Here is a 25,860-nt window from a genome sequence, read left to right on the forward strand (position 1 = left end):
GGGCAGTTTGACCCCCACTTATCCTCCTTTGATTCCTCTGAATCTTGATGTGAGGGTCTTACTGCCCGTTAGACTGCGATAATCTGTTGCATGATTTAGAATTATAAAACTTTTTATTTGAGTATAAGTAATACCTTCTAAAACTCCGGTAAAGATGATAATATAAACTGATAGTTCAATAGAAAATCCGTGTATACGGTAGAGGTTCTAGCTACCCTCTTTAAAAAACTAAGGAAAACAGGTCTGCTTTCTTAGTGGTCCTGTTTTTCTATGTTAAAGGAGAATTTTTATATGAAAAATGATAAAGCGCTCGTTGTATTCAGCGGCGGCCAGGATAGTACTACCTGCTTATTCTGGGCAAAGGAACGTTTTGCCGAGGTGGAAGCAGTCACTTTTAATTATAATCAGCGGCACAAGCTTGAAATTGATTGTGCCCAGCAAATAGCAAAAGATCTGGGAATCAGGCATCATATCCTTGATATGTCCCTATTGAATCAGCTTGCGCCAAACGCACTGACACGTGATGATATCGAAGTAAAGGATGGAGAGGAAGGCGGGCTTCCATCTACATTTGTACCAGGGAGAAACCTGTTATTCCTGTCATTTGCCGGTGTGCTTGCGAGTCAAATTAATGCAAGGCATATTATTACAGGTGTGTGTGAGACAGATTTCAGCGGCTACCCTGATTGCCGGGATATGTTTATAAAATCACTGAATGTCACACTGAATCTGTCGATGGATGGGCAGTTTGTGATCCATACACCTTTAATGTGGCTCAATAAAGCTGAGACATGGAAACTGGCAGATGACTTGGATGCCCTTGAGTATGTGCGTAATAATACGCTGACATGCTACAACGGCATTCCGGCAGATGGCTGCGGTGAGTGTCCGGCCTGCAATTTAAGACAAAAGGGCCTTGAAGAATACCTCAATGAAAAGGGGGCGCTTTAAGACATGTACGGATTTAGGATTGTTGATAAACTCCAAAAAATCAATGAAGACATTAAGCCGGATCAGCTGAAATACCACCATAAGCGTGTAATGGTCAGCAAGGAATTCACTTTTGATTCAGCCCATCATCTGCATTGCTATGAAGGCAAATGCAAAAACCTGCACGGCCACACCTACAAGGTGATTTTTGGCATAAGCGGATTTGTGGATGACAGAGGGTTAATGATTGATTTCGGCGACATAAAAGAAATCTGGAAAAATGAGATTGAGATATTTCTTGACCACAAGTATCTGAATGAAACTCTGCCCCCGATGAATACGACTGCTGAGAATATGGTTGTCTGGATTTATGAAAAAATGCAAGAAAGCCTGCAAAACAGAATAGAGCAATATGACGGTGCAAGAGTTGAATTTGTGCGCCTTTTTGAAACTCCAACAAGCTATGCTGAGGCAAGAAGGGAGTGGATGGAGGTTGAGTAAGATTCCTGTATTGGAAATCTTCGGGCCGACCATTCAGGGGGAAGGAATGGTGATTGGCCAGAAAACGATGTTCGTCCGTACAGCAGGATGTGATTATTCCTGCAGCTGGTGTGATTCCTCTTTTACCTGGGATGGAAGTGCGAAGGACAGCATCCGCCAAATGGAACCGGATGAGATCTGGAAGGAGCTCAAAGAACTCGGCGGAGACGGATTTTCTTTCGTAACCATTTCGGGCGGCAATCCGGCTCTTCTGAAAAATTTGGGTGAATTTATTTCTCTGCTAAAAGCTGAACGAATTAAGCTCTGCCTGGAAACACAGGGAAGCCGCTGGCAGGATTGGTTTTATGAAATTGATGAACTCACCCTGTCCCCAAAGCCGCCGAGTTCAGGCATGAATACCGACTTTGAAGTGCTCGATCTGATTGTGAATAAACTGCAGGCCGGCAGAAGGGAAGATCAGCAGTTCTCTCTGAAGATCGTTGTTTTTGATGATGCGGATTATGAATATGCGAAAGACGTTCATAAGCGTTATCCCGGGGTTCCGTTTTATCTGCAGGTTGGGAATGATGATACGGTAACAGCAGATGACCGGAATTTACTCCAGAGACTCCTTGATAAATATGACTGGCTTATTGAAAAAACGATTCATGACAATGAGCTGACAGATGTGAAAGTACTTCCGCAGCTGCATACCTATGTATGGGGCAATAAGCGGGGAGTATAGCGACCGAAATCCCGCATACAAGATGCGGGGTTATTTTTGTATAGTAATTGCAATATATGACAGATTTCGGGCAATCTATGATATTATACGTTTGAACTTAACAAGGCATACGTGCTGTAAAATTCGATAGATAGGGAGAGTTAGATGACAGATAACACCATTATCCGTTTTAATTCGGTGACAAAAAGATATGATAATGATCCGCCAGTTTTAAAAAATGTCAGCTTTGAAATTGAACGCGGGAAGTTCTATACCCTGTTAGGTCCATCGGGCTGCGGGAAAACGACGATCTTGCGGCTGATTGCCGGCTTTACTGAACCTACTGAAGGGGATATCTATTTTAATGGAAAAGTCATTAATCATGTTCCCGCCAACAAAAGGCAAGTAAACACGGTTTTTCAGGACTATGCCCTGTTTCCGCATCTGAATGTATATGAAAATATAGCATTCGGCTTAAAAATCAAAAAAATGAAGAAAGCGGAGATTGAGAAAAAAGTAAAAGAAGCGCTGAAGTTTGTAAACCTTGAAGGCTATGAAAACCGGGAAATTAAAGAAATGTCAGGAGGGCAGCGCCAGCGTGTTGCCATCGCAAGGGCCATTGTCAATGAGCCTGAGGTAATTCTCCTGGATGAGCCCCTATCCGCACTTGACCTGAAGCTGCGGACCGAAATGCAGTATGAACTTAGGGAGCTGCAGAGGAATCTTGGCATCACGTTTATTTTTGTCACACATGACCAGGAGGAAGCACTTGCCATGTCAGATGAAATCTTCGTGCTTAACAGCGGAAGCATTGAGCAGAGCGGTACTCCTACTGATATTTATGACGAGCCGATCAATCGCTTTGTAGCAGATTTTATTGGTGAATCCAATATTGTTGCCGGAACAATGATCAAGGATTATCAGGTCCAGTTTGCCGGAAGGTTATTTGAGTGTGTTGACGGAGGCTTTGAGCCCAATGAAGAGATTGAGATCGTAATTCGGCCTGAAGATCTCGCTATTACAGCCCCGGATGATGGGAAGCTGAAGGTTAAAGTTGACTCCCAGCTATTCAGGGGAGTGCATTATGAGATCAGCTGCTATGACAGCGATGGCAATGAGTGGCTCGTCCATTCAACCAAAAAGGCGACCGTCGGGGACCAAATTGGCCTTCATTTTGATCCTGAAGCGATCCACGTCATGAGGCATGGGGAAACCGAAGAGGAATTTGATAAGCGTCTGGAAGCTTATGAAGAGGGAAGCCATGAGAACTAATTCCCGCAATTTTTATTTAATTCCTTATGTGCTTTGGATTGCCCTCTTTGTTGTGACGCCTTTGCTTCTTGTCCTGTATTATTCGTTCTTTGATATTGAAGGGCATTTCACATTGGAGAATTATCGCAAATTCTTTACGCCTGTTTATTTAAAAATGACCCTAAGCTCCTTTTGGTATGCCTTTTTAATAACCTTATTTTCATTGCTGATCGCTTATCCGACTGCATATTTGCTTACGAAAACAAAGCATAAGCAGCTGTGGCTCTTATTGATCATCCTGCCATCCTGGATTAATCTGCTTTTGAAAGCCTATGCTTTCCTTGGCATCTTCGGAACCTATGGCGCTGCGAATAGCTTTCTGGAAGCGATGGGAATCGGCGGAAGACAAATCCTGTTTACGGATTTCAGCTTTATCTTTGTGTCGGTCTATATATTTCTTCCTTTTATGATATTGCCGATATTTAATTCTTTAGATGAATTGAATCCAACGCTTTTGGATGCTTCCAATGATTTGGGCGGTTCTTCCTGGGTAACATTCAAGCGTGTTATCTTTCCTTTGACACTGGATGGCGTGAAAGCAGGATGCCAGATTGTCTTTATCCCTGCTTTATCATTATTCATGCTGACAAGACTGATTGCAGGAAACCGTGTCATTACTCTTGGAACCGCCATTGAGCAGCACTTTCTTGTAACACAGGATTGGGGAATGGGCTCTACCATTGCCGTCTTCCTGATTATTGCCATGGTACTTATTATGGTGCTGACAGGCAGAAGAAAGCGGGGGATCCTATAAATGAAAAAGAACAGGAAATGGCCGGCAGTTTACTTGGCTCTTATCTTTATCATCCTGTACGCCCCGATCTTTTACTTAATATTTTATTCCTTCAACAGCGGAGGAACCATGTATCAGTTCGAAGGATTTACTTTGGATTGGTATCGGGAGCTGTTTGCGGATACCCGATTGCTCATTATTGTCCTGAACACTGTGATTATTGCTCTTTTATCTGCATCGATATCCACCATCATTGGAGTGGCCGGGGCACTTGCAATTGCTTATGCACGAAAACGCAGAGTAAAAAACACGTTGCTGTCACTGAATAATGTGCTGATTGTCAGTCCGGATGTCATTATTGGCGCGTCGTTTTTAATTCTTTTTACGATGATCGGACTTAAGCTTGGATTTGTATCTGTTTTACTGGCACACATCGCTTTCAGTGTTCCGATTGTCGTTCTGATGGTTTTGCCTAAGATTGAAGAGATGAGCACATCGATGATTTATGCTGCCATGGATCTTGGGGCCAGCAGGTTGGATGTTCTGACTAAGGTCATTCTCCCTTATATCACTCCTGGAATTTTCGCAGGCTTTTTTATGGCACTGACCTATTCTCTGGATGATTTTGCCGTCACTTTCTTTGTTACAGGCAATGGCTTTACCACTTTGTCTGTTGAGATTTATTCCCTGGCAAGAAGAGGAGTTTCACTAAATATCAATGCTTTATCCGCTTTGCTTTTCCTATTTACCATCATTCTGGTTACAGGCTATTACTTTATTACAAAGCGCAATGAGAAGCCGAATGGAATGGGGGTAAGGCAATGAAGAAGCTTATTCAGGCGCTCGCCGCCGTATTAATCGTTTCATTCGCCTTGTTGTACATCGTTTCCGGGCTGAATTCCTCCCAGGGCTACACAAGCGGCAATACATTGACCATTTTTAACTGGGGCGATTATATTGATGCAGACCTGGTCGATAAGTTCGAACAGGAAACAGGCATTAAAGTCATCTATGAAACATTCGATTCCAATGAAGCGATGATGACGAAAATTGAACAGGGCGGCACAGCTTATGATATTGCAGTTCCATCAGAATATGCGATAGAAAAAATGAAGGAAGAAGACCTGCTGCTGCCGGTTGATCATTCTAAAATTCCAAACCTGAAATATATTGATCCGCGTTTTATGGACCTGCCTTTTGATCCTGAAAATGAGTATTCAATTCCCTATTTCTGGGGCACTGTCGGTATTCTTTATAATACCGATATTTTGGGTGATAAAGAAATCACGAGCTGGAATGATCTGTGGGAACCTGAATTAAAAAACCAGATCCTCCTGATTGATGGGGCAAGGGAAGTAATGGGCATGGGGCTCAACAGTCTTCATTATTCTCTGAATGACAAAGATAAAGACCATTTGATCGAAGCTAAAGAAAAACTCGATCGCCTTACACCTAACATTAAAGCCATTGTGGGTGATGAAATCAGAATGCTGATGGAAAATGATGAAGCCGGCATTGGCGTGGTTTGGTCCGGCACGGCACAGGAGCTTATGTGGGAGAAGGATAATCTTGAATATGTAGTTCCGGAAGAAGGCTCCAATCTCTGGTTTGATAATATGGTCATCCCTAAGACTGCTAAAAACCCGGAAGCGGCCCACCAGTTCATGAATTTCATTCTTGACCCAGAAAATGCGGCGCAAAATACAGAATACGTCGGGTATTCAACGCCAAATAAAGAGGCGCTGAAATATATGGACGAAGAAACAATCTCTGACGAACGTTTTTATCCGGATGAAGAAATGACAGCTCGGCTGGAGGTTTATGAGAACCTGGGAAAAAGGATGCTCGCTTATTATAATGAGCTTTTCCTTGAGTTTAAAATGCATAAGAAATAGGGTACTGCCAGGATTTAAGATCCTGGCAGTTTTTGTATTGGAACGGATTTAGGGAATCAGGGAATGCTAGCGCAAAGGAGGATGGGAAAAAGAAGAGATTCTTCAGCATATTTGTATTGATTTTTTCATTCGGAAGTATAGGTACTCCCATAAATGCTGCCTCTCAAAAACCTGAATTGGCCATTGTCATTGACGATCTTGGGAACAATATGAAGGGAACAAAAGAAATGATGGAACTGCCGGTAACCTTGACGGCTGCCATCATGCCTTTTATGAAGAAATCCGCAGCAGAGTAGAGAGCGCCATTAAAGAAGTGCCCCATGCGGTCGGCATGAATCATCATATGGGTTCAAGAGCCACTGAAAATGAACGGGTCATGAGAGTTGTCCTTGAAGTATGTAAAGAGCACGGATTATTTTATCTTGACAGCAAAACAACCGGAAAAAGCGTCGTCGGCAAGCTGGCAAATGAAATTGGTGTTCCTTATGTCGAAAACAATATTTTCTTCGATGATATTTACACGACAGCACATATCACAAAACAGGCTGACAGACTTGCTGAAAAACTCGTCAAAAACGAACGCATCATCGCAATCGGCCATGTCGGCATCACAGGTACAAAGATGGTTAGTGTGCTAAAAGAGTATATCCCTGTATATAAAGAGAAGGCCCAAATTGTTCCGCTGTCTGAACTGATTCCAGGCTACGAACTTATTGATGATGGGCCATAAATAATAAAAGCTGCAAGCCCTGAGCGGTCTGCAGCTTTAATGGTGTGTGTGAAAGTGGCCTAGTAGTGGTATAGGTGCCTGTCACCTATACAGGTGGCCGCCCACATTCCGGTCTGGTTAGTCCCGCAACGATAGCGTTAGAAGAGGTGGGCGGCCGTGAATATAGTATATGCAAAGACGGTGAAAGGATGCAGATACTGCTGATGAAAAATACGGGTATTTGAAAAACTTCCAGGATTAAAATAACTATCCATTGCAAAACATAACAATGTCAGTATTTCAGCAATTAAGGCATTATCTTGACTATAAAGGGGTATGTAAGGAATAAATCAAAAGCGAAGGGGGTGACCTGTATGCTTTGGACATTAGCAGGTATTCTGCTTGTATTATGGATTCTTGGATTAATATTTAAAGTAGCTGGAGGCATTATTCATATTCTGCTGGTAATCGCAGCAATCATCATTGTGGTTAACTTTATTAGAGGCAGAGCATCCGGCAGGGGATAGCAGGAAAAGCCTTCTATATTAGGAGGCTTTTCAAATACACTTAACATAATATTATTATAATAGACAAAGTTCAAAAAGAAAAACCAGCCCCAAGGCAGGGACCGGTTCCGATATCATGCTATAACCATTTCTGCCTTCAATTCTCCAGCAATCTCCTGGACTTCACTGCCTTCCAATGTTTCTTTCTCCAGAAGGGCTTCTACCAGTTTCTCAAATTGAGGCTGATGATTGGCGATAATCAATTCGCATCTTTCTAGTGCTTTTTGGAATAGATCCTGCATTTTAGCTTCTTTTTGTCCTTTGTTGAAAGTAAGCTCGAAGCCGTTATCAAGTAACCCTGTATCAACCATTTGCTCTATGATATGCTTCGCTTGTTTAACATCACCGCTTACCCCAATACTGTGCTCGCCAAGAATCATTCGTTCTGATACACCGCCAGCGAGAATCATCGCGACCTGGTCCAGCAATTCACTTGTTGTCGATAAATGAAGTTCTTTTTGGATAGGAGCTACATACCCAAGCGCTTCGCCACGCGGAATAATGGTTGCTTTCCGGACGGATCCAGGTTTTGTTAAAGCAGCCACTAATGCATGGCCAGCTTCATGGATTGCAACCCGCTGCTTCGTTCCAACATCCTGTAAAGCACGTGTGGTGGTTCCCAGAATAGTACGGTCCAGAGCGTAATCCAAATCTTCTTTTGAGATAATTTCCTGGCCGTTTCGGACTGCTCTGCGGCTTGCCGTTTCGAATAGGGAATGAAGATCTGCACCTGAAAAACCGGAAGTGCTTTCTGCCAGATCTCCAAGAGTTGTCATTACATCTTCAGCCAGTAATCTATTTCGTGTATGAATGTTAATGATCTCTCTCCGTCCCTTTGTATCTGGAAGAGGAACGTTGAAGGAGAAGTCAATCCGTCCAGGACGCAGGAATGCTTCGTCGAGCATATCCTTCCGGTTTGTGGCGGCAATAAATAATATTCCATCATTGGAATGTCCGCCGTCCAGCTGGACCAGCAGTTCAGTTAACGTTTTTTCACTTTCTTCTCCGCCATGCTGTTTTCTTCGTCCAGCAAGTGCATCTACTTCGTCAATAAAGACGACAGCAGGAGAATGCTTTCTGGCATTCTGGAAAAGGTTTCTGACACGGGATGCACCAACACCTACGAATAATTCATTAAACCCGGAACCGCTTGTTGAAAAGAAAGTTGCTCCAAGCTCCTTGGCAATTGCCTGAGCCAGCAAGGTTTTTCCCGTTCCGGGAGGCCCATATAAAAGAATCCCCTTCGGCGGCCTGATCCCCATTTTTAAAGAGCGCTCAGGTTCTTTTAATATGGAAAGAGTCTGCATAATTTCCTCTTTCATTTCTTCCTGAATTCCGCCAACATCTTCAAGCGAAATAGAAGGAAGGGCTTTTGGCTTCGAGACACTTTGCTTCATAGTATTTGTAGCGCCCATGCCGCCTTTTCCTGACTTAAACAGGTAAATTCCGATTGCTATGAACAAAAGGACTGCACCGCCAAGAATCCATGGGGTATAAGGTCCTGTGGTTGCGAACGAATATTGTATATTATAGGTTTCTACTAAATTATCAACCATCTCGCTGTTGGGAGGAACATGGGAGATGTACTCACCATCAGGAGCTGTGATCAGCAGCTTTCCATTTTTATATTCCTGTACTGCAACAGTCTTTCCATCCTGGGAAGCTATAATTTTTTCCACAGAAGAGAACGGAACAGTCACATCCTTTTTTCCTGCTTGTACGGTCCAAATAACCGCCGCCAAAATCACCGTGACTACCAATGCAATAGAAATAATCGTCGAAGGCTTCTTAAGACGTGATTTCAACTATTTCCCTCCTCATTGAACATATCTACATTATAAGAAATTAAAATTGTTAAATACAGGGTTTTATACTTTTTAAACGTTGTAAATTATGGAAAAATAATTTTATTTTTTACAAAGTGTGCTACAACAGCGTTCAGATGCCAGTAATATGTGAAAAAAATGTGACATCGGTTAAGAAAATAAATTTTTAGAAACTTAATAATTCACAAAACCATAAAAATGGAAACTGAAAGTGAAATAGTTAATAATAGAAACTGTGAAAAAAATTAGGAAGGTGTAAAGATGGCTCAGCAGGATTTTACAAAAGGAAACATACTCAAACAGCTGCTGGTGTTCTCAACTCCCATTATGCTCACTAATTTCCTGCAGGTTTCCTATCAATTTGTAGATAGTCTGTGGGTCGGGAATTTGCTGGGGGCTGATGCATTGGGAGCTGTCGCAGTTTCAGGCACTGTAATCTTTACAGTACTTTCTTTTATCATCGGCATAAACAATGCTGCGTTAACGATTTTATCCCAGCAGAAGGGGGGAGATCACGAAGAGGGGCTGAAAAGATATCTAAATGCTTTTACCGTCATTCAGACAATTTTGTCAGTTGTTCTAGGAACAGCCGGATTCCTGCTTGCTGAAAGGATTTTGGCCTTAATGGGCACACCTGCGGGAATGGCCGAAGGAGCAGCATCCTACCTGCAGATTAACTTTATTGGAATTCTGTTTTTATTTGGCTACAATTTTATAGGAACTATACTCAGAGCGCTTGGAGACAGCAAAAATCCTCTGTACTTTGTCCTGATAGCAGTCGTATTAAATGCAATACTCGATCCTCTTTTTATTTCTGTATTCAAGCTTGGTATTGAGGGGGCCGCATATGCAACAATCGTATCACAGGGCTTTGCATTTATAATCGGAATGATATTCATACTCCGCAAAAAGCTGGCACCATTCACTATTCCTTCTTGGCCGCATAAGGAGGAGGCAGCATTGATATTCAAGCTTGGCATCCCTTCAGGGCTCCAAATGACTGTCATATCGGCTGGTGTTATGGCCATTATGTCTGTCGTCACCTCCTTTGGCAGTGACGTGGTAGCGGGATTTGGTGCCGCACAGCGCATTGACAGCACCATTATGCTTCCTGCGATGGCATTGGGAACTGCAGTCAACAGTATGGCGGGTCAAAATATAGGGGGAAATCAATGGGAACGGGTGCATCAGATTGCGTTGTACGGAGTCATTTACAATCTTGGAATCATGTTTCTCATCGCCCTTGGGACGGTCTTATTTGCAGAACACGGGGTGCGCCTGTTTATCCAAGATAAAGAATCAGTTCACTACGGCACTGAATATTTAAAGATCATTGCCTTTTTTTATCCGCTTCTGGGCATTAATTTTGTATTGAATGGTGTGGTTAGAGCTTCTGGTGCGATGTTTCAAGTGCTGATACTGAATATCATTTCATTCTGGATCCTGCGCTATCCTTTAACATTTCTATTTTCTAAGTTTATGGGTGATAAAGGCATAGCTGCAGGTATGGGTGTCAGCTTTGCAATAAGCAGTTTCATCGCCTATATGTATTACCGCATCGGAAAGTGGGATAAACAGGTTATCATAAGCGAGGGAAAATAAATCCTTTTCACCATCATGAATTTCATATATACTAAAAGCGGATAATTTAATAACGTGCCACAAGGGGAGCATATCGCTGAGAGTGAACAGTCCGCTGTTCTGACCCTTTGAACCTGTTAGTTAATGCTAGCGCAGGAATGTGGAATGATAGGCAGATATAGTTTTCTGCCTGCTTGTTCTCCCTTGGGGTATCGTCATACGATTGAAGGGGGATTTTTTTTATGAAAAAATTAAGCCTGACGGCGATGATAGAGGCTTCATTTTTTGCTGCCTTTGCTATCATTCTTGATTTTCTGCCATCCATCAAGCTGTCGCCATCCATTTCCATATCTGCCGCGATGATTCCGATTTTCATTCTGGCTTTCAGGTGGGGCTTTAAGGTCAGCTTTATTGCAGGCCTCTTATGGGGGATTTTGCAGATTGCCATGGGGGATGCCTGGATTGCCACTCCGATACAGGCATTTATTGAGTATTTTGTGGCATTTGCCTGTATCGGGTTTGCCGGCTTGTTTTACGGCGTCATCCAAAATCAGCTGCGGGCAGGTAACAAGAAGAAGGCATTGTCATGGGTTGTCTTAGCCGTATTCGCCGGAAGCCTTGCCCGGTATTTCTGGCATTTCATAGCAGGTGTGCTTTTCTTCGGAAGCTATGCACCAGAAGGGATGTCACCGGTTCTGTTTTCCTTCCTGGCAAACGGCGCAACCATGCTCGGAGCGGCAATTCTCTGCTCAATCCTGGCCGTATTAATTATTTCATCGGCACCGAGATTAATCATAAAAAAATCGGATGAAAGACTTCAAACTCAAAAGAATGCTTCCTAATAATGTCCGCCTCTCTGAAATATTTCAGAGAGGTTTTTTATATATCGGATTTGATTGATAAAAAGCTGTTTTCAGGAAGAATTATGGGAACGTCTGGTTTGGGCGTTCCCGTTCCAATACCGTTAAAAATGAGCTTTTTATTATAATCTCACCAATGTACTTGAAGTTTATTGCCATTGAGGTCATAAAAGTGGAAAAAGGCATGACCATTATCTTCTTTTATATCCTCGACCTTAACTTGATTATCAATTAAGTGCTGATGAAATTTAGATAATTCTGGACTTGTAAACCCAATGCTAAATTCTTGTTCATTATCAATTGTAAAATGAGCAAAAGTTTCATCTTCGGTAGGAACTAAGATCAGTAAGAAAGGGCCTTCATTTACTTTTAAAATTGCAAGTTTTCCAGTATTGTTTAGTAACTGGAGCCCTAATACATCTCTATACCATTGGGCAGACAGTTCTAATTCTTTTACAGGAATTCTAATATAATGTACTTGTTCAATAAATGATTTACTCATAGAATTCTCTCCTTTATTTAATTCGGTATATCATATATTTCCTTTTTATACAGCTTTTTCCTTCCCTATTTTTGATTTAAATACCTTAAACAGAATAATAATCTTTCTAAACAAAGCCAATATATTAGGAAATTACTTCTTAAAAATGGGTATATTACTTAAAAAAGGGGAGTGAAGACTTTGTCCAATACATTGCAGGGAAATATTATCACAGGTGTTTTTGATGCGGAAGCCAGTGCCTTTGAAATCCAGAAAGTAAAAAGCTTCAGTACCCAGTCAGTGCTCAACAAAAATCAATGTGAAACTCTGTATAACTATCTATCCCTTCATGAAGAAGATGAGGGAGGGCAAATCATTACACTCTACGATCAAATGCCGCTCATGCTGACCCGGCAGGAAATATGCAGTCTGAAGAAAGATTTGGAGAACATTAAAAAGCTATATCAGTAGAAAATCGCTTTGCAGCTTGCAGAGCTTTTTTTATGAAATAAATTTGACAAATTTGTGACAAAAAGTTTGACAAATTTGTGAACATAGTTAGAATATTAAATAAAAGGAGATGGGGAAATGACACTTCAACAGCAGCGCGTCCTGCATTTTTTCAGGAATAGTACAGCAGCAGGTATTATATTAGGTTTCATTGTTTTTATATCAGGTTTTTTTGTAAGCGGCATCACAGGCGAGTATGTATTATCCATCGGCTTAAGCATTATGGTTTCTTCCATGCTGCTTTTCGGATTCGGATTTTTTATCAATGTAATGGAAGAAATGACAAAGGGAAGCAAGGGAATCAGACAATACAAATAAAACCGGCCTCCAATGGGGAGACCGGTTTTTTTATACTTAATGTGAAGCATGTCCAGAGGTTAACACCCAAATAGAACCAACTACAATTACAATTACCATAAATACGGCATAAATCATATTAATTAGGTTCGTCTTACCGTCTTCACCTTCTCTTAAGTGCATGAACATGAACAGCTGCATGCCTGCCTGAACGACAGCCAGTGAGCCGATGATCCACATGATCACTTTAAAAGAAAGGTTCGTTTTTAAAGCAATTCCTGCTGCTGCAAAAGTCAGCACAAGGGAAACAACAAATCCAATGACATGGCTTATCGGGAAGCTTTTTGATTGATGATGTTCCATTTAAGCCACCAGTCCTTTCAGATACACAAATGTGAAGATAAAGATCCAGACTACATCAAGGAAGTGCCAGTAAAGGCCGATAATAAACGTCTTTCTTGCTGTAGTAGGGGTAAGGCCTCTTTTTAGAAGCTGAATGATGACCATAGTTGCCCAGCCGATTCCCAAAGTTACGTGAGCTCCGTGTGTCCCAAGTAGTACAAATAAGCTGGAAAGGAATGCACTTGTCTGCATCGTTGCACCTTCATGGGCATAATGGATGAATTCATTAATCTCCATGAAGAGGAAGCCTGCGCCTAGAGCGAGGGTAATCACCAGCCAGGTGATTAGCCCTTTAAGGTTATGCCGGCGCATTTCAAAAATGGCAATGCCCATTGTAAAGCTGCTTGTCAGAAGGAGGACTGTCTGAATCATGACATCCTTGATGACAAAGATATCTTTATGTGTTGGTCCTCCTGCAAACCGTTCATATAAAACTCCATATACTCCGAACAGAGTGGCAAACAGGACGATTTCAGCGCCAAGGAAAACCCAGAATCCGAGAATATTCATGCGGTCCTGCTCAGTTTGATATTCAAGCGGCAGAGACGTATCCACTTTAGCTGACATGATTGTGCACCTCTCCTTCTGTTTTTCTCCACGCGTTTTCAATTCGGTGAATTTCTTCTTTTGAAACATGGAAACCTTCGTTGTAATCGAATGAACGGATAATCAATCCTGCAAATATGCCGATACCGGCAACAGCCGCAGCGATGTGCCATTCAAACACAAGGAGGAAACCTGCGATGCCAAAGATAACACCCATATAAATCGGTACCCATGAGTTGCTTGGCATATGAATTTCTTCAATTTCACTGTCATGCAATGTTAAGCCTTCATTCTTTTTCTTCATGTGCCAGAATGGATCAAGAGATTTCACTTCAGGCAGTTTCGCAAAGTTATAGAACTGAACAGGTGATGCAGTAGACCATTCCAGTGTTCTTGCATCCCATGGATCGCTTGAGATGTTTCTGTCCGCATAGCGGATGCTCCAGTAAATGTTATAGCAGAATACAGCGAATCCGGCTGCGAGAACCATTGAACCAATGGCCGAAAGCATGAATAGAGGTGCAAAGCCTGATTCGGCAGAGTATGTGTATGCACGTCTTACAGCTCCGTTTAATCCAAGGAAGAACATAGGCATGAATGTTACGTTAAAGCCGATAACGAATAGCCAGAAATGCCATTTTCCGAGTTTTTCATTCAGCATGAAGCCGAACATTTTTGGCCACCAATAGTACAGGCCTGCAAATACCGCAAATACAACACCTGGAATTAATACATAGTGGAAATGGGCAACCAGGAATAAGGTATTGTGATACTGATAATCCGCTGCGCCCATTGCCAGCATGACGCCTGTAACCCCGCCGATGACAAAGCAAGGAACGAATGCAAGTGCCCAAAGCATCGCAGACGTAATTTTTATGCGGCCTTTCCTCATCGTAAACAGCCAGTTGAACATCTTAACTCCAGTCGGTATGGCAATCGCCATCGTCGTGATGGAGAAGAATGAGTTAACTGCAGGTCCTGAACCCATTGTATAGAAATGGTGAACCCATACAACCATACTTAGAAGTGCAATTCCAAGGATGGAAAATACCATCGATTTATATCCAAACAATGATTTTCTTGAAAAAGTTGCAATGACTTCCGAGAATATCCCGAAAGCAGGAAGGGCAACAATATATACCTCAGGGTGGCCCCATAGCCAGAAAAGGTTAGCCCAAAGCATATCCATGCCTCCGCCGGATACGGTAAAGAAGTGCGTTCCATATAGACGGTCAAACGTCATCAATGCCAATGCGACTGTGAAAATTGGGAAAGCCGCCACAATCAAAATGGATGTTACGAAAGTAGTCCACGTAAACATCGGCATTTTCATCAGTGTCATGCCTTTTGTTCTCATTTTCAAAATCGTGACAATAAAGTTTATACCTGTCATTAATGTACCGATACCGGCAATCTGAAGGGCAACTGCATAATAGTTATTACCGATTCCCGGACTGAATTCCTTGCCTGCAAGAGGGAAGTAGGAAGTCCATCCTGCATCAGGTGACCCTCCGATAACGAAGGAAATATTGAACAGCATAGCTCCGCTGAAGAACAGCCAGAAGCTTAGAGCATTCAGCTGAGGGAAGGCAACGTCACGCGCACCGATCTGCAGCGGAATGACAACGTTCATTAAACCAATCAAAAACGGCATCGCCATGAAAAGAATCATAATCACACCGTGTGTTGTGAAAATTTCATTGTAATGCTGGGAATTCAGGAATTCCATTTCAGGACGTGATGTCTGAGCTTTCATCAGCAACCCGTCCATCCCGCCGCGGAAAAACATCAATACGGCGGAGATGATATACATAATACCGATTTTTTTATGGTCAACTGTAGTCAGCCATTCTGTCCACAGGTATTTCCATTTTTTCAGATAGGTAATCCCTGCCACTGCACCGATCATTGTCAGCAAAATGGCAATCTGGGAACCTAGTATAAGGGGATCTCCCGTAATAAAAAACTCATCCCATTTAATGCCCATGATGGTCACCTCCATGGTTTTCTTCACTGTCATCATGGCCCTTATCTTCGCCATGACCTTCAATTACATTCGGTTTCTCATTTTTATAATTATCGTCTTCTTCGAATGTTTTACCCTGATATCCATGACCTCTGTAGAGTTCAGGATTTGTATATGCCTTAGAGTCAGGATCGGCATGATTCACCCATTCCAAATGAGTATTTGAATAGGTCAGCCTTCCTAGATGAGTAGGCTTCAGCAGCCCTACATATTCTTTCTCTGTCAATTTAGGCGCTGTATCCTTAACATCTTCAACCCATTGGTCAAAATCTTTCTGGGTTTGAGCGAGCACTTCAAATTTCATATCCGCATAGCCGCGGCCGTTAAAGTTCGTATTTTGACCTTCATATGATCCAGGGTTGTCTGCAAGAAGATATAATTCTGTTTCCATTTTCGGCATGGTGTACTTTTGTCCGCCAAGTGCAGGCACCCAGAAAGATTGCATGGTGCTTGCAGAAGTCATTTTGAAAAGTACAGGCCTATCCTCAGGAATATTGACATAGTTCACCGTCTCAATTCCTTCTTCTGGATAACTGAAAATCCATTTCCAGTCTGCAGATGTTACATGTATAGTAATTGGCTCTTTTTCTTCGTAGCCTTTTGGTGCTTCTTCAAGAGCATAAAGTGTTTTTACGGTCGGGATTGTTAACGCAATGACAATTAAGATAGGAATCCCGGTCCAGATAATTTCAAGGAGTGTGCTTCCATGTTCCTCAGGCGGTTCATAATCCTTATTTTCTGGTTTCTCACGATATTTCCAGACGATGTAGCCGAATAATCCAAATACGACTACTACAACAAGAAGCATCCAGATCAGGGACCAGTTAATTAATTCGGTAATGCTTCTTGCAACAGGCCCCTGCGGTTCAAACACAACCATATTGCAGCCGCTGAGAATAAGCATCGGCAATATAGCTGTTAAAGAGAGCAGCATTTTCTTCATCTGATGTTTCATCTCCTTTAAACAAAAACTATTGTTAAATAATTCACAAATAATGTGCGTATTTTCACAAAGATGCCAAAAAAATATATAGCTGGGAAAAATGCACACTCTTGAAACACTTATTTAACTTAGTTATCACTGTGTAAATGATATTAACATAAGCAATTGTGAAAAGTTGTGACAAAAGTGAGAAGGAAATTTATGTAAAGTGTTTGGACAGCATTTCATTTTCTGCAAATAGCATTGTTATTGGGTTTTGCGCCTTATATTTAAATCTTGAACAAATTTTGAACTTTTGGTTTTGGTATATTTATTGCCAAGGAACTCTTTATAGGGCTCTTTCTTATTAATTGAAAAATACAGAATAGTACAGTAACATGAAGTAAAAATAATATAGATAGAGACAGGGTGAGGACATGATTGATTTAAGAAGCGATACAGTCACAAAGCCGACTGAAGCTATGAGAAAAGCGGCTTATGAAGCGGAAGTTGGAGATGATGTTTATGGAGAGGATCCTTCAATAAATCAACTGGAGGAGACAGCTGCTGAAGTGCTTGGAAAGGAAGCAGCTCTTTTTGTAACAAGCGGCACACAGGGAAACCAGATCGCCATTTTAACACATTGCCGCCCTGGCAATGAAATTATTCTCGAAGCAGAAAGCCATATTTTTTATTATGAAAGCGGAGCTCCTTCTGCTTTTGCCGGCGTCCAGACAAGAACGATAAACGGGACAAGAGGGGCTATGGATCCCTCTGATGTGGAGTATGCCATTAGGGGAGAGGATCAGCATTTTCCTGAAACAGGCTTGATTTGCCTTGAAAATACGCATAATAGAGCCGGCGGTGCCGTTATACCGATTGATAATATGAAAGACATTCATACTATCGCAAAAGCAAATAACGTTCCTGTACATATAGATGGCGCAAGAATATTCAATGCCGCAGCAGCACTGAACCTGCCGGCTTCAGAATTAGCTAAGCATTGCGACACTGTCCAGGTATGCCTATCCAAAGGGCTTGGTGCTCCCGTCGGATCCATACTGGCAGGAAATAGAGATTTCATAACAGCCGCCAGAAAGTGGCGCAAAAGACTCGGCGGGGGACTCCGCCAGGCAGGCATCCTAGCTGCACCAGGCCTTATTGCATTAATTCAAATGAGAGAACGTCTGGCAGAGGACCATGAAAATGCCCAATATCTTGCACAGCAGCTTGGCCAAATTAATGGCATTGAGATTGTAAACCAGGTGGATACGAATATAATTGTGGCAGATGTGAAAAATCTAAAGATGAATTCATCGGAATTTGTTGAAAGATTGAAAGCTGAAGGAGTCCTTTCAGGAACTTTCGGCCCTAGTTATGTGCGTTTTGTTACGCACTATGATGTGAACAGAAACCAGCTTGAACAGGCCGTTACAGCGATTCAAAAAACAGCTGATCAAATCATTTAACCAGATAAAAAACGCATGTCAATCCGGCATGCGTTTTTATTTTTAGAAATAATATCTCTGCAGTGGAGCTGCAGTATAGTGCTGGGAGTGCAAATGACTCGGATGCCAAATGCTGTGATAGGGATATCCTTGTTGAATAGGCTGACACCAGGGCCCATACTGCACCTGGGAATATCCGTAATAATGGGCACCATTCATGCCGGTAATAATATATTGCCTCAAAGAGAATCCTCCTTCTCATCTTTTATAAATAAACTATGCAAAACCTTTTAAAGTGGCCTTTAAGATGAGTGCTCAATTTTCCACCTATACTTTTCGTCTTACTCGGTATGATAAAAAAGTAAAACTTACACTTTTTAAAGGAGAATAAGACCATGTTATTAAAGAAAAACTTTCTTCTTGGTGTTTTCCTTATTCTAACGCTTGCTGCATGTAATAATACTCAGCAGGGCATGGATACAGGGGAATTAACCGGTGATGACCTTAAAGAAATTAGCCAGCCTAATAATGTGAATGTGGACAGAGAAAGACGGGGAGCAGCTCCGCTTGAATTACAAAAAGTAAATAATGGGTACCTTACCATTGATCCCAACTCTTACAGCACTGCAACACCAAGTCAGGATTTCCCTCATAGCCAATTAGCTGATGATGGCGGCATGCCATTATACCAATTTGGAGAGGACAATCAGCAAAATCAGGGAATGGAAGGCGGACAGGCTGAAGGGCGTCAATTTGCTCAGCCGTTTGGACAAGAGGGCCAGCAGCCGCAAGCACCTGCACAAACCCCTCCGCAGGAAGGGCCTGGCCAGGCGCCTCAAGGACAAGGTGAACAGGCACCAGCTGCTCAAAATGATGACATAAACAACTTTGAATCTAAAGTAATCCAATTAACAAATGCAGAACGGGAGAAAAATGGGCTTAATGCATTACAATCAGATAAACCGCTAAGTGGTGTGGCACAGGCGAAATCAAATGATATGCAGCAGAAAAATTACTTTTCCCATACAAGTCCAACTTATGGTTCGCCATTTGACATGATGAGGGATTTTGGAGTCAATTACAGTACCGCAGGCGAAAATATTGCCATGGGGCAGCAGACTCCTGAACAAGTGGTACAAGCATGGATGGAAAGTGAAGGTCATCGGAAAAATATATTAAACGGCACCTTTACGCATATTGGTGTAGGATATACTGATGACGGATCTTATTGGACACAAATGTTAATAGCGAAATAAAGTAAAACTTTAATCAGTGGGGCTCCCCCACTGATTGATAGTTGAGGACCACAGGAAGTGGGTCACAAAGACGTTGCCACAGGACGTGGTCTTAGTCTTTGTCCTTATTTGCCTGTTAGACTGCGAAAAAAGGAAATCGGCGCATTAGCCGATTTCCTTTTTGTTTATTAAAGGTTCAAGCTGAGTTTTTATATCATCAAGCAGTTCATGGATGGTTATTTCTGTATCTGTTTGCCCTTTATCAAGAGCAGATTCCAATAGCTTTGCAAAATCACTAAAGTTAGATTTCATAATAGACACCTTCAAACAGCAATGTATTTTATGACTCTATACCCTGTTAAGATTTTTTAAAACTCACTATATACTATTAACCGGTAAGCTGAGGCGTGAGAAAAATGAACATTCATTCAACCTGCATTTTTGCATAAATGATTGATCTCTCGGAAAGCCGGGTATTAAATACTGATAATATTTTACGGCTGCCCCCATACCTGTCATTTGAACAGCGAATAGTATAGCAGGAAAGAGATTATAAAGATTACTGTGTTAAAATGGAGGTCTGGTTATGAGATTGGTGCAAATGGATATTGATCAGCTATTGGAATCTACATCTGAGATTGCCGAAGAAGATCTTGGCTATATGATCAGACAGGTGGAAATTGATCATTTATTAGAGCGTACCCAGGATTGGTAATATATAAAAGAAAACTCCCCTCAGCCAGAAGCTGAGGGGAGTTTTTAGGCCGAAAACGTATCTTCTTGTGAATGAGTCCTTAATCGCAAAGTTCTCCTGGAAGATAGGACTACACCGAGAATCACAATCCCCCCGCCAATTATCTGATACAAATACAATTTTTCATGTGTAAAACACAAGGCGAAGATAATAGCGAAAACAGGAAGCAGATTCAGAAAAACCCCCGCTTTGGCTGCTCCGATTATGTGAACTCCAATATTCCAGGAAAGAAAAGCCATAATGGAAGCCAAAAACCCAACATACAGCAAGATCCCTATAGAGGGAAGGGTGAAGACAGGTTTTGCTGCCTGCAGCCACAAATATTCAACCAGGCTTAAGGGTACCAATAGTAAAATGCCAAGAAAAACTGAAATATAAAAAGCAGATAGCAAAGGCAGCACGTCTGCATATTTTTTGCCAATCACAGAATACAAAGCCCACATAAAAACCGCTGCCAAAACGTAAAGATCCCCGGCATTTATTTTCCATGAAAGAAACACTTCAAACGATCCCTTTGAAATGACAAATATAATCCCAAAGACTGACAGGATGATTCCTGCTGCCTGGTGGGCCAAAAGCTTTTCTCTTAATATAAATACGGCTAGAATGGCAATAAAAAGCGGAGTTGTACTATTTACGACTGACGCATTTATAGATGTGGTGTATTGCAGTGCCACATAAATGACTGTATTGTAACCAGCAATACCAGTCACGGCCAAAAGCAAAAGAATCTTCATATGCTTCCTTATAATTTTCCAATCATTTTTTAACTGCTTTGTCATAAAAGGAGTTAAGAGAAGAAAGGCAATGATCCAGCGCATAAGGGAAAAAAGAACAGGCGGAAAATAATCAACACCAATTCTCCCTATAACAAAATTACCTCCCCATATCATATTAGCTAATATCAGCAATAAAAAGCCGTTCGTTTTGTTTCCTTCATCCTGCAATAATGAAAACCTTCTTCCTCTACTGTAATAAATAAAATTTTAACTCTAGCATCAAGAAAATGCATTAATTTCGGAAAAGTTTTTCTTGAAAATTTTGTAACTATTGGAAGATGGAGCGCGTCAACTTACTTAAAAAGGGGTGTCTATTATGAAAAATAAATGGCTTTTTCTTGGCGGTATTACATTAGTCCTTATCATACTGGCGTCTTTTTCATTCTTTAACAAACTAAAAATTGTCAGTACTCTGGCAGGAACTAATGAAGAATTAATTGTTTTAAACAATAAAGTGTGGGAGGTTACGTTTTCAAAAGAACTTAATCCGGCTAGTGTTAACAGTACCTCTGTTTATATTCTGAATGAGGAGGGAGAAAAAGAGCAGGTAAAACTCTCTCTGGGGAACAATAATAAATCCATTGAAATTCAGCCGCCCGATGAAGGGTTTAATCTGTATTCACCGCATTATACATTGGTGATCACAGATGATGTTAAAACAAAGAGAGGACAAAATCTGAATCAATCAGTAAAAACAGCCTTTAAAGTTATAAATACATTGCCGGCAATCGGCTCAAGAGAAAAATTGAACAGTTATTTTTCAAGAATGCTTAAGGAAGAAAGGACTTTCTTTTCCGGAAGGGATATAGCAGTAAGCGAGGAAAGCAGCAGTGCAAAGAGCTCAGAAGATTCTGCAGGAACAGATTTTTCGGGGACAAATGTGCAAGTATCGGGTATTGATGAAGCCGATCTGATAAAAACAGATGGAACGCACATATACAAAATCTCCGAAAATAAAGTCCAGATTATCAAGGCAGTTCCGGCAGATAAAATGGAACTGGAATCTCAATTAACTTTTAATGGAAACTTTTCTCCCTATCAGCTATTTATAGAAGGCAGCCAATTAATCATCTTAGGCCACAGTTATAAAGATGTACCTGAACACATTGGGAAGGCGTCTGCCGAAAAAAAGATTGCACCTGCATTTCAATCCGCCAAAACAATTGTTTATAATATCGAAAATAAACAAAAACCAAAAAAAATTAGAGAGGCAGACATTGAGGGCAGCCTGCTTTCTTCAAGGCTAATGGACGGAAAAGTATATTTAATAACAAGTTATCATCCCGAATATTGGATACTGGAAAAAAATGAAAATGCCGATCTGCGTCCCCGTTATTATGATACTGCCGAGAGTAAAGAGCAGCAAATTGTTGATTACAATGAAATAAAGTATTTTCCCGGTTCTCAAAATGCAAATTATATTAATATAGCTGTATTGGATTTAAATGCCGGCGGGAAGCCATTAGCTGTCACAAGCTACTTAGGCAGCGGAAATGAATTTTACATGTCCAAAAACAATTTATACCTGGCAGCCACCCAATACAATGATGAAATCATCGCAGACAGACAAATGCCGCATCCGGATACGAGCATCTTTAAGTTCAATATAAAAGACGGAAAAGTAGAATTCCAGACATCTGCAGAAATAAAAGGCACCGTTTTAAATCAGTTTTCAATGGATGAGTATAATGGAAACTTCAGAGTTGTGGCAACCAAGGGGGAAGCGTGGGATGAACGAACTCCTTCCTCCAATAGCCTTTACATTTTGGATAAGAATTTAAAACAGATTGGCCAGCTTGAAGACCTGGCAAAAGGGGAGAGGATTTACTCTGCAAGGTTTATGAATGACCGGATTTATATGGTTACTTTTAAGGAAACTGATCCTCTCTTTGTTATTGATGGCTCAAATCCGAAAAAACCTTATGTTCTCGGTGAATTAAAAATACCCGGCTTCAGCAATTACCTGCACCCATTGGATGAAAATCATCTCATTGGCTTTGGTCATGATACAAAGATTAGCGGAGGCAAAGGAGCTGGCAGCCAGCCTGTTATTACTATGGACGGTGTTAAAATATCTTTATTCGATGTAAGTGATACAAGTAATCCTGTTGAAAAGGATACAGAAATAATCGGAGGACGCGGCACCTACTCGCCTTTAAACTACGACCATAAAGCGCTTCTCGTTGATAAAAAGAAAAATCTATATGGTTTCCCCATTTCGATCTATCAGAATAAAGAAGGAAGCCAGTTTGAATCCACTTTCGACTTCCAGGGTGCGTTAGTATACAAAATTACTGTCCAAAACGGAATAGAGCTCCAAAGTGAAATTACCCATCAGACAGAAGAAGCAATCTATGAAGAATGGGAAGATGCAATTGAGAGGCTTATCTATATAGGTGATTACATTTATAGCATTTCACCTCAAAAAGTTGATGCCTATCATATAGATGGGTTCCAAAAAGCAGGAGAATTGAAGATAAATTAATATAAGAGAACTGGGCTTCTGGCTGATCCTATTTCTTAGGCTGTTTAAAGTTTGCTGCTATTAGCATATTATTTACTGAGTTGATTGGAGCGGAAGGTGCGAGACTCCTGCGGGAATAGCGGGACAGGTGAGACCCCGCAGACGCGGAGCGTCGAGGAGGCTCACCGCCCGCCCCGCGGAAAGCGAGCAGCCTGGAGCGGAAATCAACGGACAATATTTATGGCGTAAAACAACAATTTATATGAAGAGAACCTTACTTAAAAATCCTGAAGAATAAACATTGGAAGTGAATTTCCATATTTTTTGGATTAATCTGCTGTAAAAGGGCTAAGATAAAATATATAGTATATAAAAATAATTTTAAATGGCTGGTGAGAATATGAACGGCAGCAGTATTCCTAAATTAATATCGTCCGAAATGGCCATGCTCTGGAACACCTATATAGCAGATACAGCAGCAGTCTGCTGCATAAAGCACTATATAAAAACAAATGAAGATCCGGATGTCCTGCCGGTATTGAACTACGCACTTACTATCGCGGAGGATCACATAGACGGAATTGCCTCACTCTTTAATACAGAAGAATTTCCCATACCTGATGGATTTAATGAGCAAGATCTGCACATTCACGCTCCCAAATTATTTTCAGACGTGACCTATCTAAGATTTATGCATCATTTAGGCAGAACCGGATTGAATGCCTATTCACTTGCTAAATCAGTTTCTGCAAGAAAAGACGTTCGCAGCATGTTTAAAAAATACTATGAACAAACCGAAAAACTTTTTGATATGGCAGCTGAGGCTTTGCAGGAAAAGGGGATTTTCATTCGATCACCCTATATTGAATATCCTAAAAAGGTAAAGTATGTATCAGACCATCGTTTCCTTGGCGGGATTGCAGGAAAAAAACGGCAGCTTCTGGCTATCGAAATTGCCCATCTGGGAACGAATATCGAGTTATCCAATATTGCCAAAACTATGCTTTTAGCATTCAGCCAGGTAGCTAAAGAAGAAGTGATAAGCAATTATTTCAATAAAGGCTATGACATGAGCCTGGAGCATGTTGAATATTTTCTCAATGTCTTAAAAAATGACGATGTAGCCTATCCAAGCACATGGGATGGGTCCATTACAGACTCAACGATCTCACCTTTTTCGGATAAATTAATGATGTTTCTGATCGCCAGTATAACTGCGGTCTGCGTAATGGACTTTGGAATCGCGATCGGTGCAAGCATTAGAAAAGATTTGGCTATCCAGTATGCTAAAATGATGATCAAAGTCGGCAGTTTTGCAGACGACGGAGCAAAAATGATGATTGACAACGGCTGGCTGGAAACGCCGCCTCAATCACTTGATAGAGATGAACTCAGAAAAAAATAGCGGTGAAGCATTCTTTTATAGGGGATGCTTCATTTTTTATGAGTGCCACTTAATAATTGGGGTAATAGAATACTAGCTTACAAAATAAGAAGGAGATGAGACCGAATGCATAAATGGATTCTTTCTTTTACCGCATGCGTAATGCTATCAGCCTGCAGCGCGGGTGAAGAGAAAAAAGAGGAAGCCGCAAAGAATGAAAACAGTAGCCAGGAATACAATGAAGCCACAAACACAGAAGGGAAAAGAAGCCGCTCTCTATTGCCGAGCTGGATGACCGGATTGATGAGGGTATGAATATTGATACGTACTCTGCCGAAGTGCAGTCATGGGCTGAAAAGGGTCAGCTGGAAATGGAAGAAACAGTGGTCGTTGAAGATGAAAAAACCTCATCAGCTGATATTCTTCAGCTTGCTGATGGATTTTTAGGAGTGGCATATGACGAGAAAGAAGTTACAGAAGTAAAAATGTTCCAGTCTGCAGAGCATGCAAAAGAATATTTTGAATCACTTTAATGAACACTGGACCTTCTCCAAAGGAAGGTCCAGTTTCATTCTGGGCTGTTTACCATAATCGCTGCAACCTGCATTAATCGATCATAGAAAAGGACAGATGCAGGATTTTGTTCAAGCCCTGTCTCCTGAAAGGCCTCCTTCATACAGGCAAGCCATCTTTGCGCTCTTAATGGTGTAATTTCAAATGGAAGATGTCTTTGTTTCATTGCCGGCGGGCCAAACTCCTGGCTGTAGAGAGGCGGTCCTCCAAGAAATTGTGTAAGAAACATTCTTTGTTTTCGCTTAATATCCTCTATGTCTCCTTCAAAAAGGGGACTTAAAACTGGATCTGCATACACACGCGGATAGAACGCCTCGACAAGTTTTTCAATTGGTTCAGTTCCGCCTATTTCTTCAAAAAGTGTTCTAAAATCGTGCATGATTCTTCACCTGCTTGTAATTCATTATTTTATCGCAGTCTAACG

Annotated in this window: 29 protein-coding genes, 1 pseudogene and 2 riboswitches; of the genes and pseudogenes, 20 read left to right on the plus strand and 10 right to left on the minus strand. The window is 41.4% G+C overall.

What is annotated here, in order from left to right; genetic code table 11:
- Positions 1-195 precede the first annotated feature (195 nt).
- Positions 196-238: riboswitch (PreQ1 riboswitch) on the plus strand.
- 53 nt (positions 239-291) lie between these two features.
- The 9 genes and pseudogenes from queC to CE058_RS22085 all read left to right on the plus strand — a co-directional run bounded on the left by queC (position 292) and on the right by CE058_RS22085 (position 7,309).
- Complete coding sequence (queC, locus tag CE058_RS22045; RefSeq protein WP_163145069.1) at positions 292-951, plus strand: 7-cyano-7-deazaguanine synthase QueC; 660 nt, start codon at positions 292-294, stop codon at positions 949-951.
- Positions 952-954: 3 nt separating this feature from the next.
- Positions 955-1,431: a 6-carboxytetrahydropterin synthase QueD gene (gene queD, locus CE058_RS22050; protein ID WP_163145070.1), complete on the plus strand. Its 477-nt coding sequence runs from the start codon at positions 955-957 to the stop codon at positions 1,429-1,431.
- Positions 1,424-2,155, plus strand: a complete 732-nt coding sequence (gene queE, locus CE058_RS22055; RefSeq protein WP_048011937.1) for a 7-carboxy-7-deazaguanine synthase QueE — start codon at positions 1,424-1,426, stop codon at positions 2,153-2,155. Before queD ends, queE begins: the two co-directional genes overlap by 8 nt.
- 144 nt (positions 2,156-2,299) lie before the next feature.
- Complete coding sequence (locus CE058_RS22060) at positions 2,300-3,406, plus strand: ABC transporter ATP-binding protein (RefSeq protein ID WP_048011938.1); 1,107 nt, start codon at positions 2,300-2,302, stop codon at positions 3,404-3,406.
- Complete coding sequence (locus tag CE058_RS22065) at positions 3,396-4,199, plus strand: ABC transporter permease (protein WP_035330881.1); 804 nt, start codon at positions 3,396-3,398, stop codon at positions 4,197-4,199. Before CE058_RS22060 ends, CE058_RS22065 begins: the two co-directional genes overlap by 11 nt.
- On the plus strand, positions 4,200-5,003 hold the full coding sequence (locus tag CE058_RS22070) for an ABC transporter permease (protein WP_048011940.1): 804 nt from the start codon (positions 4,200-4,202) through the stop codon (positions 5,001-5,003). It begins immediately after the preceding gene.
- Positions 5,000-6,073, plus strand: a complete 1,074-nt coding sequence (locus tag CE058_RS22075) for an ABC transporter substrate-binding protein (RefSeq protein WP_048011941.1) — start codon at positions 5,000-5,002, stop codon at positions 6,071-6,073. The genes CE058_RS22070 and CE058_RS22075 overlap by 4 nt, the downstream gene beginning before the upstream one ends.
- 116 nt (positions 6,074-6,189) lie before the next feature.
- Positions 6,190-6,803, plus strand: a pseudogene (locus CE058_RS22080) (divergent polysaccharide deacetylase family protein).
- Positions 6,804-7,156: 353 nt separating this feature from the next.
- Positions 7,157-7,309, plus strand: coding sequence for a lmo0937 family membrane protein (locus tag CE058_RS22085; protein ID WP_113880971.1), 153 nt, complete (start codon positions 7,157-7,159; stop codon positions 7,307-7,309).
- Positions 7,310-7,422: 113 nt separating this feature from the next.
- On the opposite strand, the gene CE058_RS22090 is transcribed toward CE058_RS22085, so the two are convergent.
- Positions 7,423-9,153, minus strand: a complete 1,731-nt coding sequence (locus tag CE058_RS22090) for an AAA family ATPase (RefSeq protein ID WP_048011943.1) — start codon at positions 9,151-9,153, stop codon at positions 7,423-7,425.
- Positions 9,154-9,435: 282 nt separating this feature from the next.
- On the opposite strand from CE058_RS22090, the gene CE058_RS22095 reads away from it, so the two are divergent.
- Together CE058_RS22095 and thiT are read left to right on the plus strand one after the other, a co-directional pair.
- Positions 9,436-10,776, plus strand: a complete 1,341-nt coding sequence (locus tag CE058_RS22095; protein WP_163145071.1) for an MATE family efflux transporter — start codon at positions 9,436-9,438, stop codon at positions 10,774-10,776.
- Positions 10,777-10,828: 52 nt separating this feature from the next.
- Positions 10,829-10,931, plus strand: a riboswitch (TPP riboswitch).
- 66 nt (positions 10,932-10,997) lie between these two features.
- Complete coding sequence (thiT, locus tag CE058_RS22100) at positions 10,998-11,597, plus strand: energy-coupled thiamine transporter ThiT (protein WP_048011945.1); 600 nt, start codon at positions 10,998-11,000, stop codon at positions 11,595-11,597.
- Positions 11,598-11,745: 148 nt separating this feature from the next.
- On the opposite strand, the gene CE058_RS22105 is transcribed toward thiT, so the two are convergent.
- The gene (locus CE058_RS22105; RefSeq protein ID WP_163145072.1) at positions 11,746-12,117 is read right to left on the minus strand and encodes a VOC family protein; all 372 of its coding nucleotides are present in this window, start codon (positions 12,115-12,117) and stop codon (positions 11,746-11,748) included.
- Between the two features lie 171 nt (positions 12,118-12,288).
- Here CE058_RS22105 and CE058_RS22110 point away from each other — a divergent pair, with 171 nt between their 5' ends.
- Positions 12,289-12,567, plus strand: coding sequence for a hypothetical protein (locus CE058_RS22110; RefSeq protein WP_231594063.1), 279 nt, complete (start codon positions 12,289-12,291; stop codon positions 12,565-12,567).
- A gap of 117 nt (positions 12,568-12,684) precedes the next feature.
- Positions 12,685-12,924, plus strand: a complete 240-nt coding sequence (locus CE058_RS22115; RefSeq protein ID WP_048011948.1) for a hypothetical protein — start codon at positions 12,685-12,687, stop codon at positions 12,922-12,924.
- 36 nt (positions 12,925-12,960) lie between these two features.
- Here CE058_RS22115 and qoxD read toward each other — a convergent pair whose 3' ends face one another.
- From qoxD to qoxA, 4 genes are read right to left on the minus strand one after another with little or no spacing between them, the layout of a single operon-like run.
- Positions 12,961-13,266, minus strand: coding sequence for a cytochrome aa3 quinol oxidase subunit IV (gene qoxD / locus CE058_RS22120; RefSeq protein ID WP_048011949.1), 306 nt, complete (start codon positions 13,264-13,266; stop codon positions 12,961-12,963).
- Positions 13,267-13,872 (minus strand): cytochrome aa3 quinol oxidase subunit III, encoded by a 606-nt coding sequence (gene qoxC / locus CE058_RS22125; RefSeq protein WP_009334518.1) that lies wholly within the window; start codon positions 13,870-13,872, stop codon positions 13,267-13,269.
- Positions 13,862-15,838 (minus strand): cytochrome aa3 quinol oxidase subunit I, encoded by a 1,977-nt coding sequence (gene qoxB / locus CE058_RS22130; RefSeq protein ID WP_163145073.1) that lies wholly within the window; start codon positions 15,836-15,838, stop codon positions 13,862-13,864. The genes qoxC and qoxB overlap by 11 nt, the downstream gene beginning before the upstream one ends.
- Positions 15,828-16,820, minus strand: a complete 993-nt coding sequence (gene qoxA, locus CE058_RS22135; RefSeq protein WP_163145074.1) for a cytochrome aa3 quinol oxidase subunit II — start codon at positions 16,818-16,820, stop codon at positions 15,828-15,830. The genes qoxB and qoxA overlap by 11 nt, the downstream gene beginning before the upstream one ends.
- A gap of 416 nt (positions 16,821-17,236) precedes the next feature.
- Between qoxA and ltaE the strand changes: the two genes are divergently transcribed.
- Positions 17,237-18,268, plus strand: a complete 1,032-nt coding sequence (gene ltaE, locus CE058_RS22140; protein ID WP_163145075.1) for a low-specificity L-threonine aldolase — start codon at positions 17,237-17,239, stop codon at positions 18,266-18,268.
- A 42-nt stretch (positions 18,269-18,310) separates the two neighbouring features.
- Here ltaE and CE058_RS22145 read toward each other — a convergent pair whose 3' ends face one another.
- Entirely contained in the window at positions 18,311-18,490 is a 180-nt protein-coding gene (locus CE058_RS22145) for a hypothetical protein (protein WP_163145076.1), read from the minus strand.
- A gap of 152 nt (positions 18,491-18,642) precedes the next feature.
- Between CE058_RS22145 and CE058_RS22150 the strand changes: the two genes are divergently transcribed.
- A complete protein-coding gene (locus CE058_RS22150) occupies positions 18,643-19,503 on the plus strand; it encodes a CAP domain-containing protein (RefSeq protein WP_283914427.1) in 861 nt (286 codons plus the stop codon).
- A 144-nt stretch (positions 19,504-19,647) separates the two neighbouring features.
- On the opposite strand, the gene CE058_RS24890 is transcribed toward CE058_RS22150, so the two are convergent.
- On the minus strand, positions 19,648-19,794 hold the full coding sequence (locus CE058_RS24890) for a YwzD family small protein (RefSeq protein ID WP_197087797.1): 147 nt from the start codon (positions 19,792-19,794) through the stop codon (positions 19,648-19,650).
- Between the two features lie 274 nt (positions 19,795-20,068).
- Here CE058_RS24890 and CE058_RS25190 point away from each other — a divergent pair, with 274 nt between their 5' ends.
- Positions 20,069-20,197 (plus strand): hypothetical protein, encoded by a 129-nt coding sequence (locus tag CE058_RS25190; RefSeq protein ID WP_258750318.1) that lies wholly within the window; start codon positions 20,069-20,071, stop codon positions 20,195-20,197.
- Positions 20,198-20,241: 44 nt separating this feature from the next.
- On the opposite strand, the gene CE058_RS22155 is transcribed toward CE058_RS25190, so the two are convergent.
- Entirely contained in the window at positions 20,242-21,183 is a 942-nt protein-coding gene (locus tag CE058_RS22155; protein WP_250802342.1) for a DMT family transporter, read from the minus strand.
- Between the two features lie 148 nt (positions 21,184-21,331).
- Between CE058_RS22155 and CE058_RS22160 the strand changes: the two genes are divergently transcribed.
- The 4 genes from CE058_RS22160 to CE058_RS25200 all read left to right on the plus strand — a co-directional run bounded on the left by CE058_RS22160 (position 21,332) and on the right by CE058_RS25200 (position 25,396).
- The gene (locus CE058_RS22160) at positions 21,332-23,500 is read left to right on the plus strand and encodes a beta-propeller domain-containing protein (RefSeq protein ID WP_163145077.1); all 2,169 of its coding nucleotides are present in this window, start codon (positions 21,332-21,334) and stop codon (positions 23,498-23,500) included.
- Between the two features lie 379 nt (positions 23,501-23,879).
- Positions 23,880-24,884, plus strand: coding sequence for a DUF3231 family protein (locus CE058_RS22165; RefSeq protein WP_163145078.1), 1,005 nt, complete (start codon positions 23,880-23,882; stop codon positions 24,882-24,884).
- Positions 24,885-24,989: 105 nt separating this feature from the next.
- Positions 24,990-25,178 carry a hypothetical protein gene (locus tag CE058_RS25195; RefSeq protein ID WP_286168132.1) on the plus strand — a complete coding sequence of 63 codons (189 nt, stop codon included), beginning with the start codon at positions 24,990-24,992 and terminating at the stop codon, positions 25,176-25,178.
- Entirely contained in the window at positions 25,175-25,396 is a 222-nt protein-coding gene (locus CE058_RS25200; RefSeq protein WP_248347372.1) for a hypothetical protein, read from the plus strand. The genes CE058_RS25195 and CE058_RS25200 overlap by 4 nt, the downstream gene beginning before the upstream one ends.
- Before the next feature lie 35 nt (positions 25,397-25,431).
- Here CE058_RS25200 and CE058_RS22175 read toward each other — a convergent pair whose 3' ends face one another.
- Entirely contained in the window at positions 25,432-25,815 is a 384-nt protein-coding gene (locus CE058_RS22175; protein WP_048011957.1) for a globin domain-containing protein, read from the minus strand.
- Positions 25,816-25,860 lie beyond the last annotated feature (45 nt).

This window comes from Bacillus sp. 22-7 (assembly GCF_010628845.1).
GTDB lineage: Bacteria > Bacillota > Bacilli > Bacillales > Cytobacillaceae > Cytobacillus > Cytobacillus firmus_B.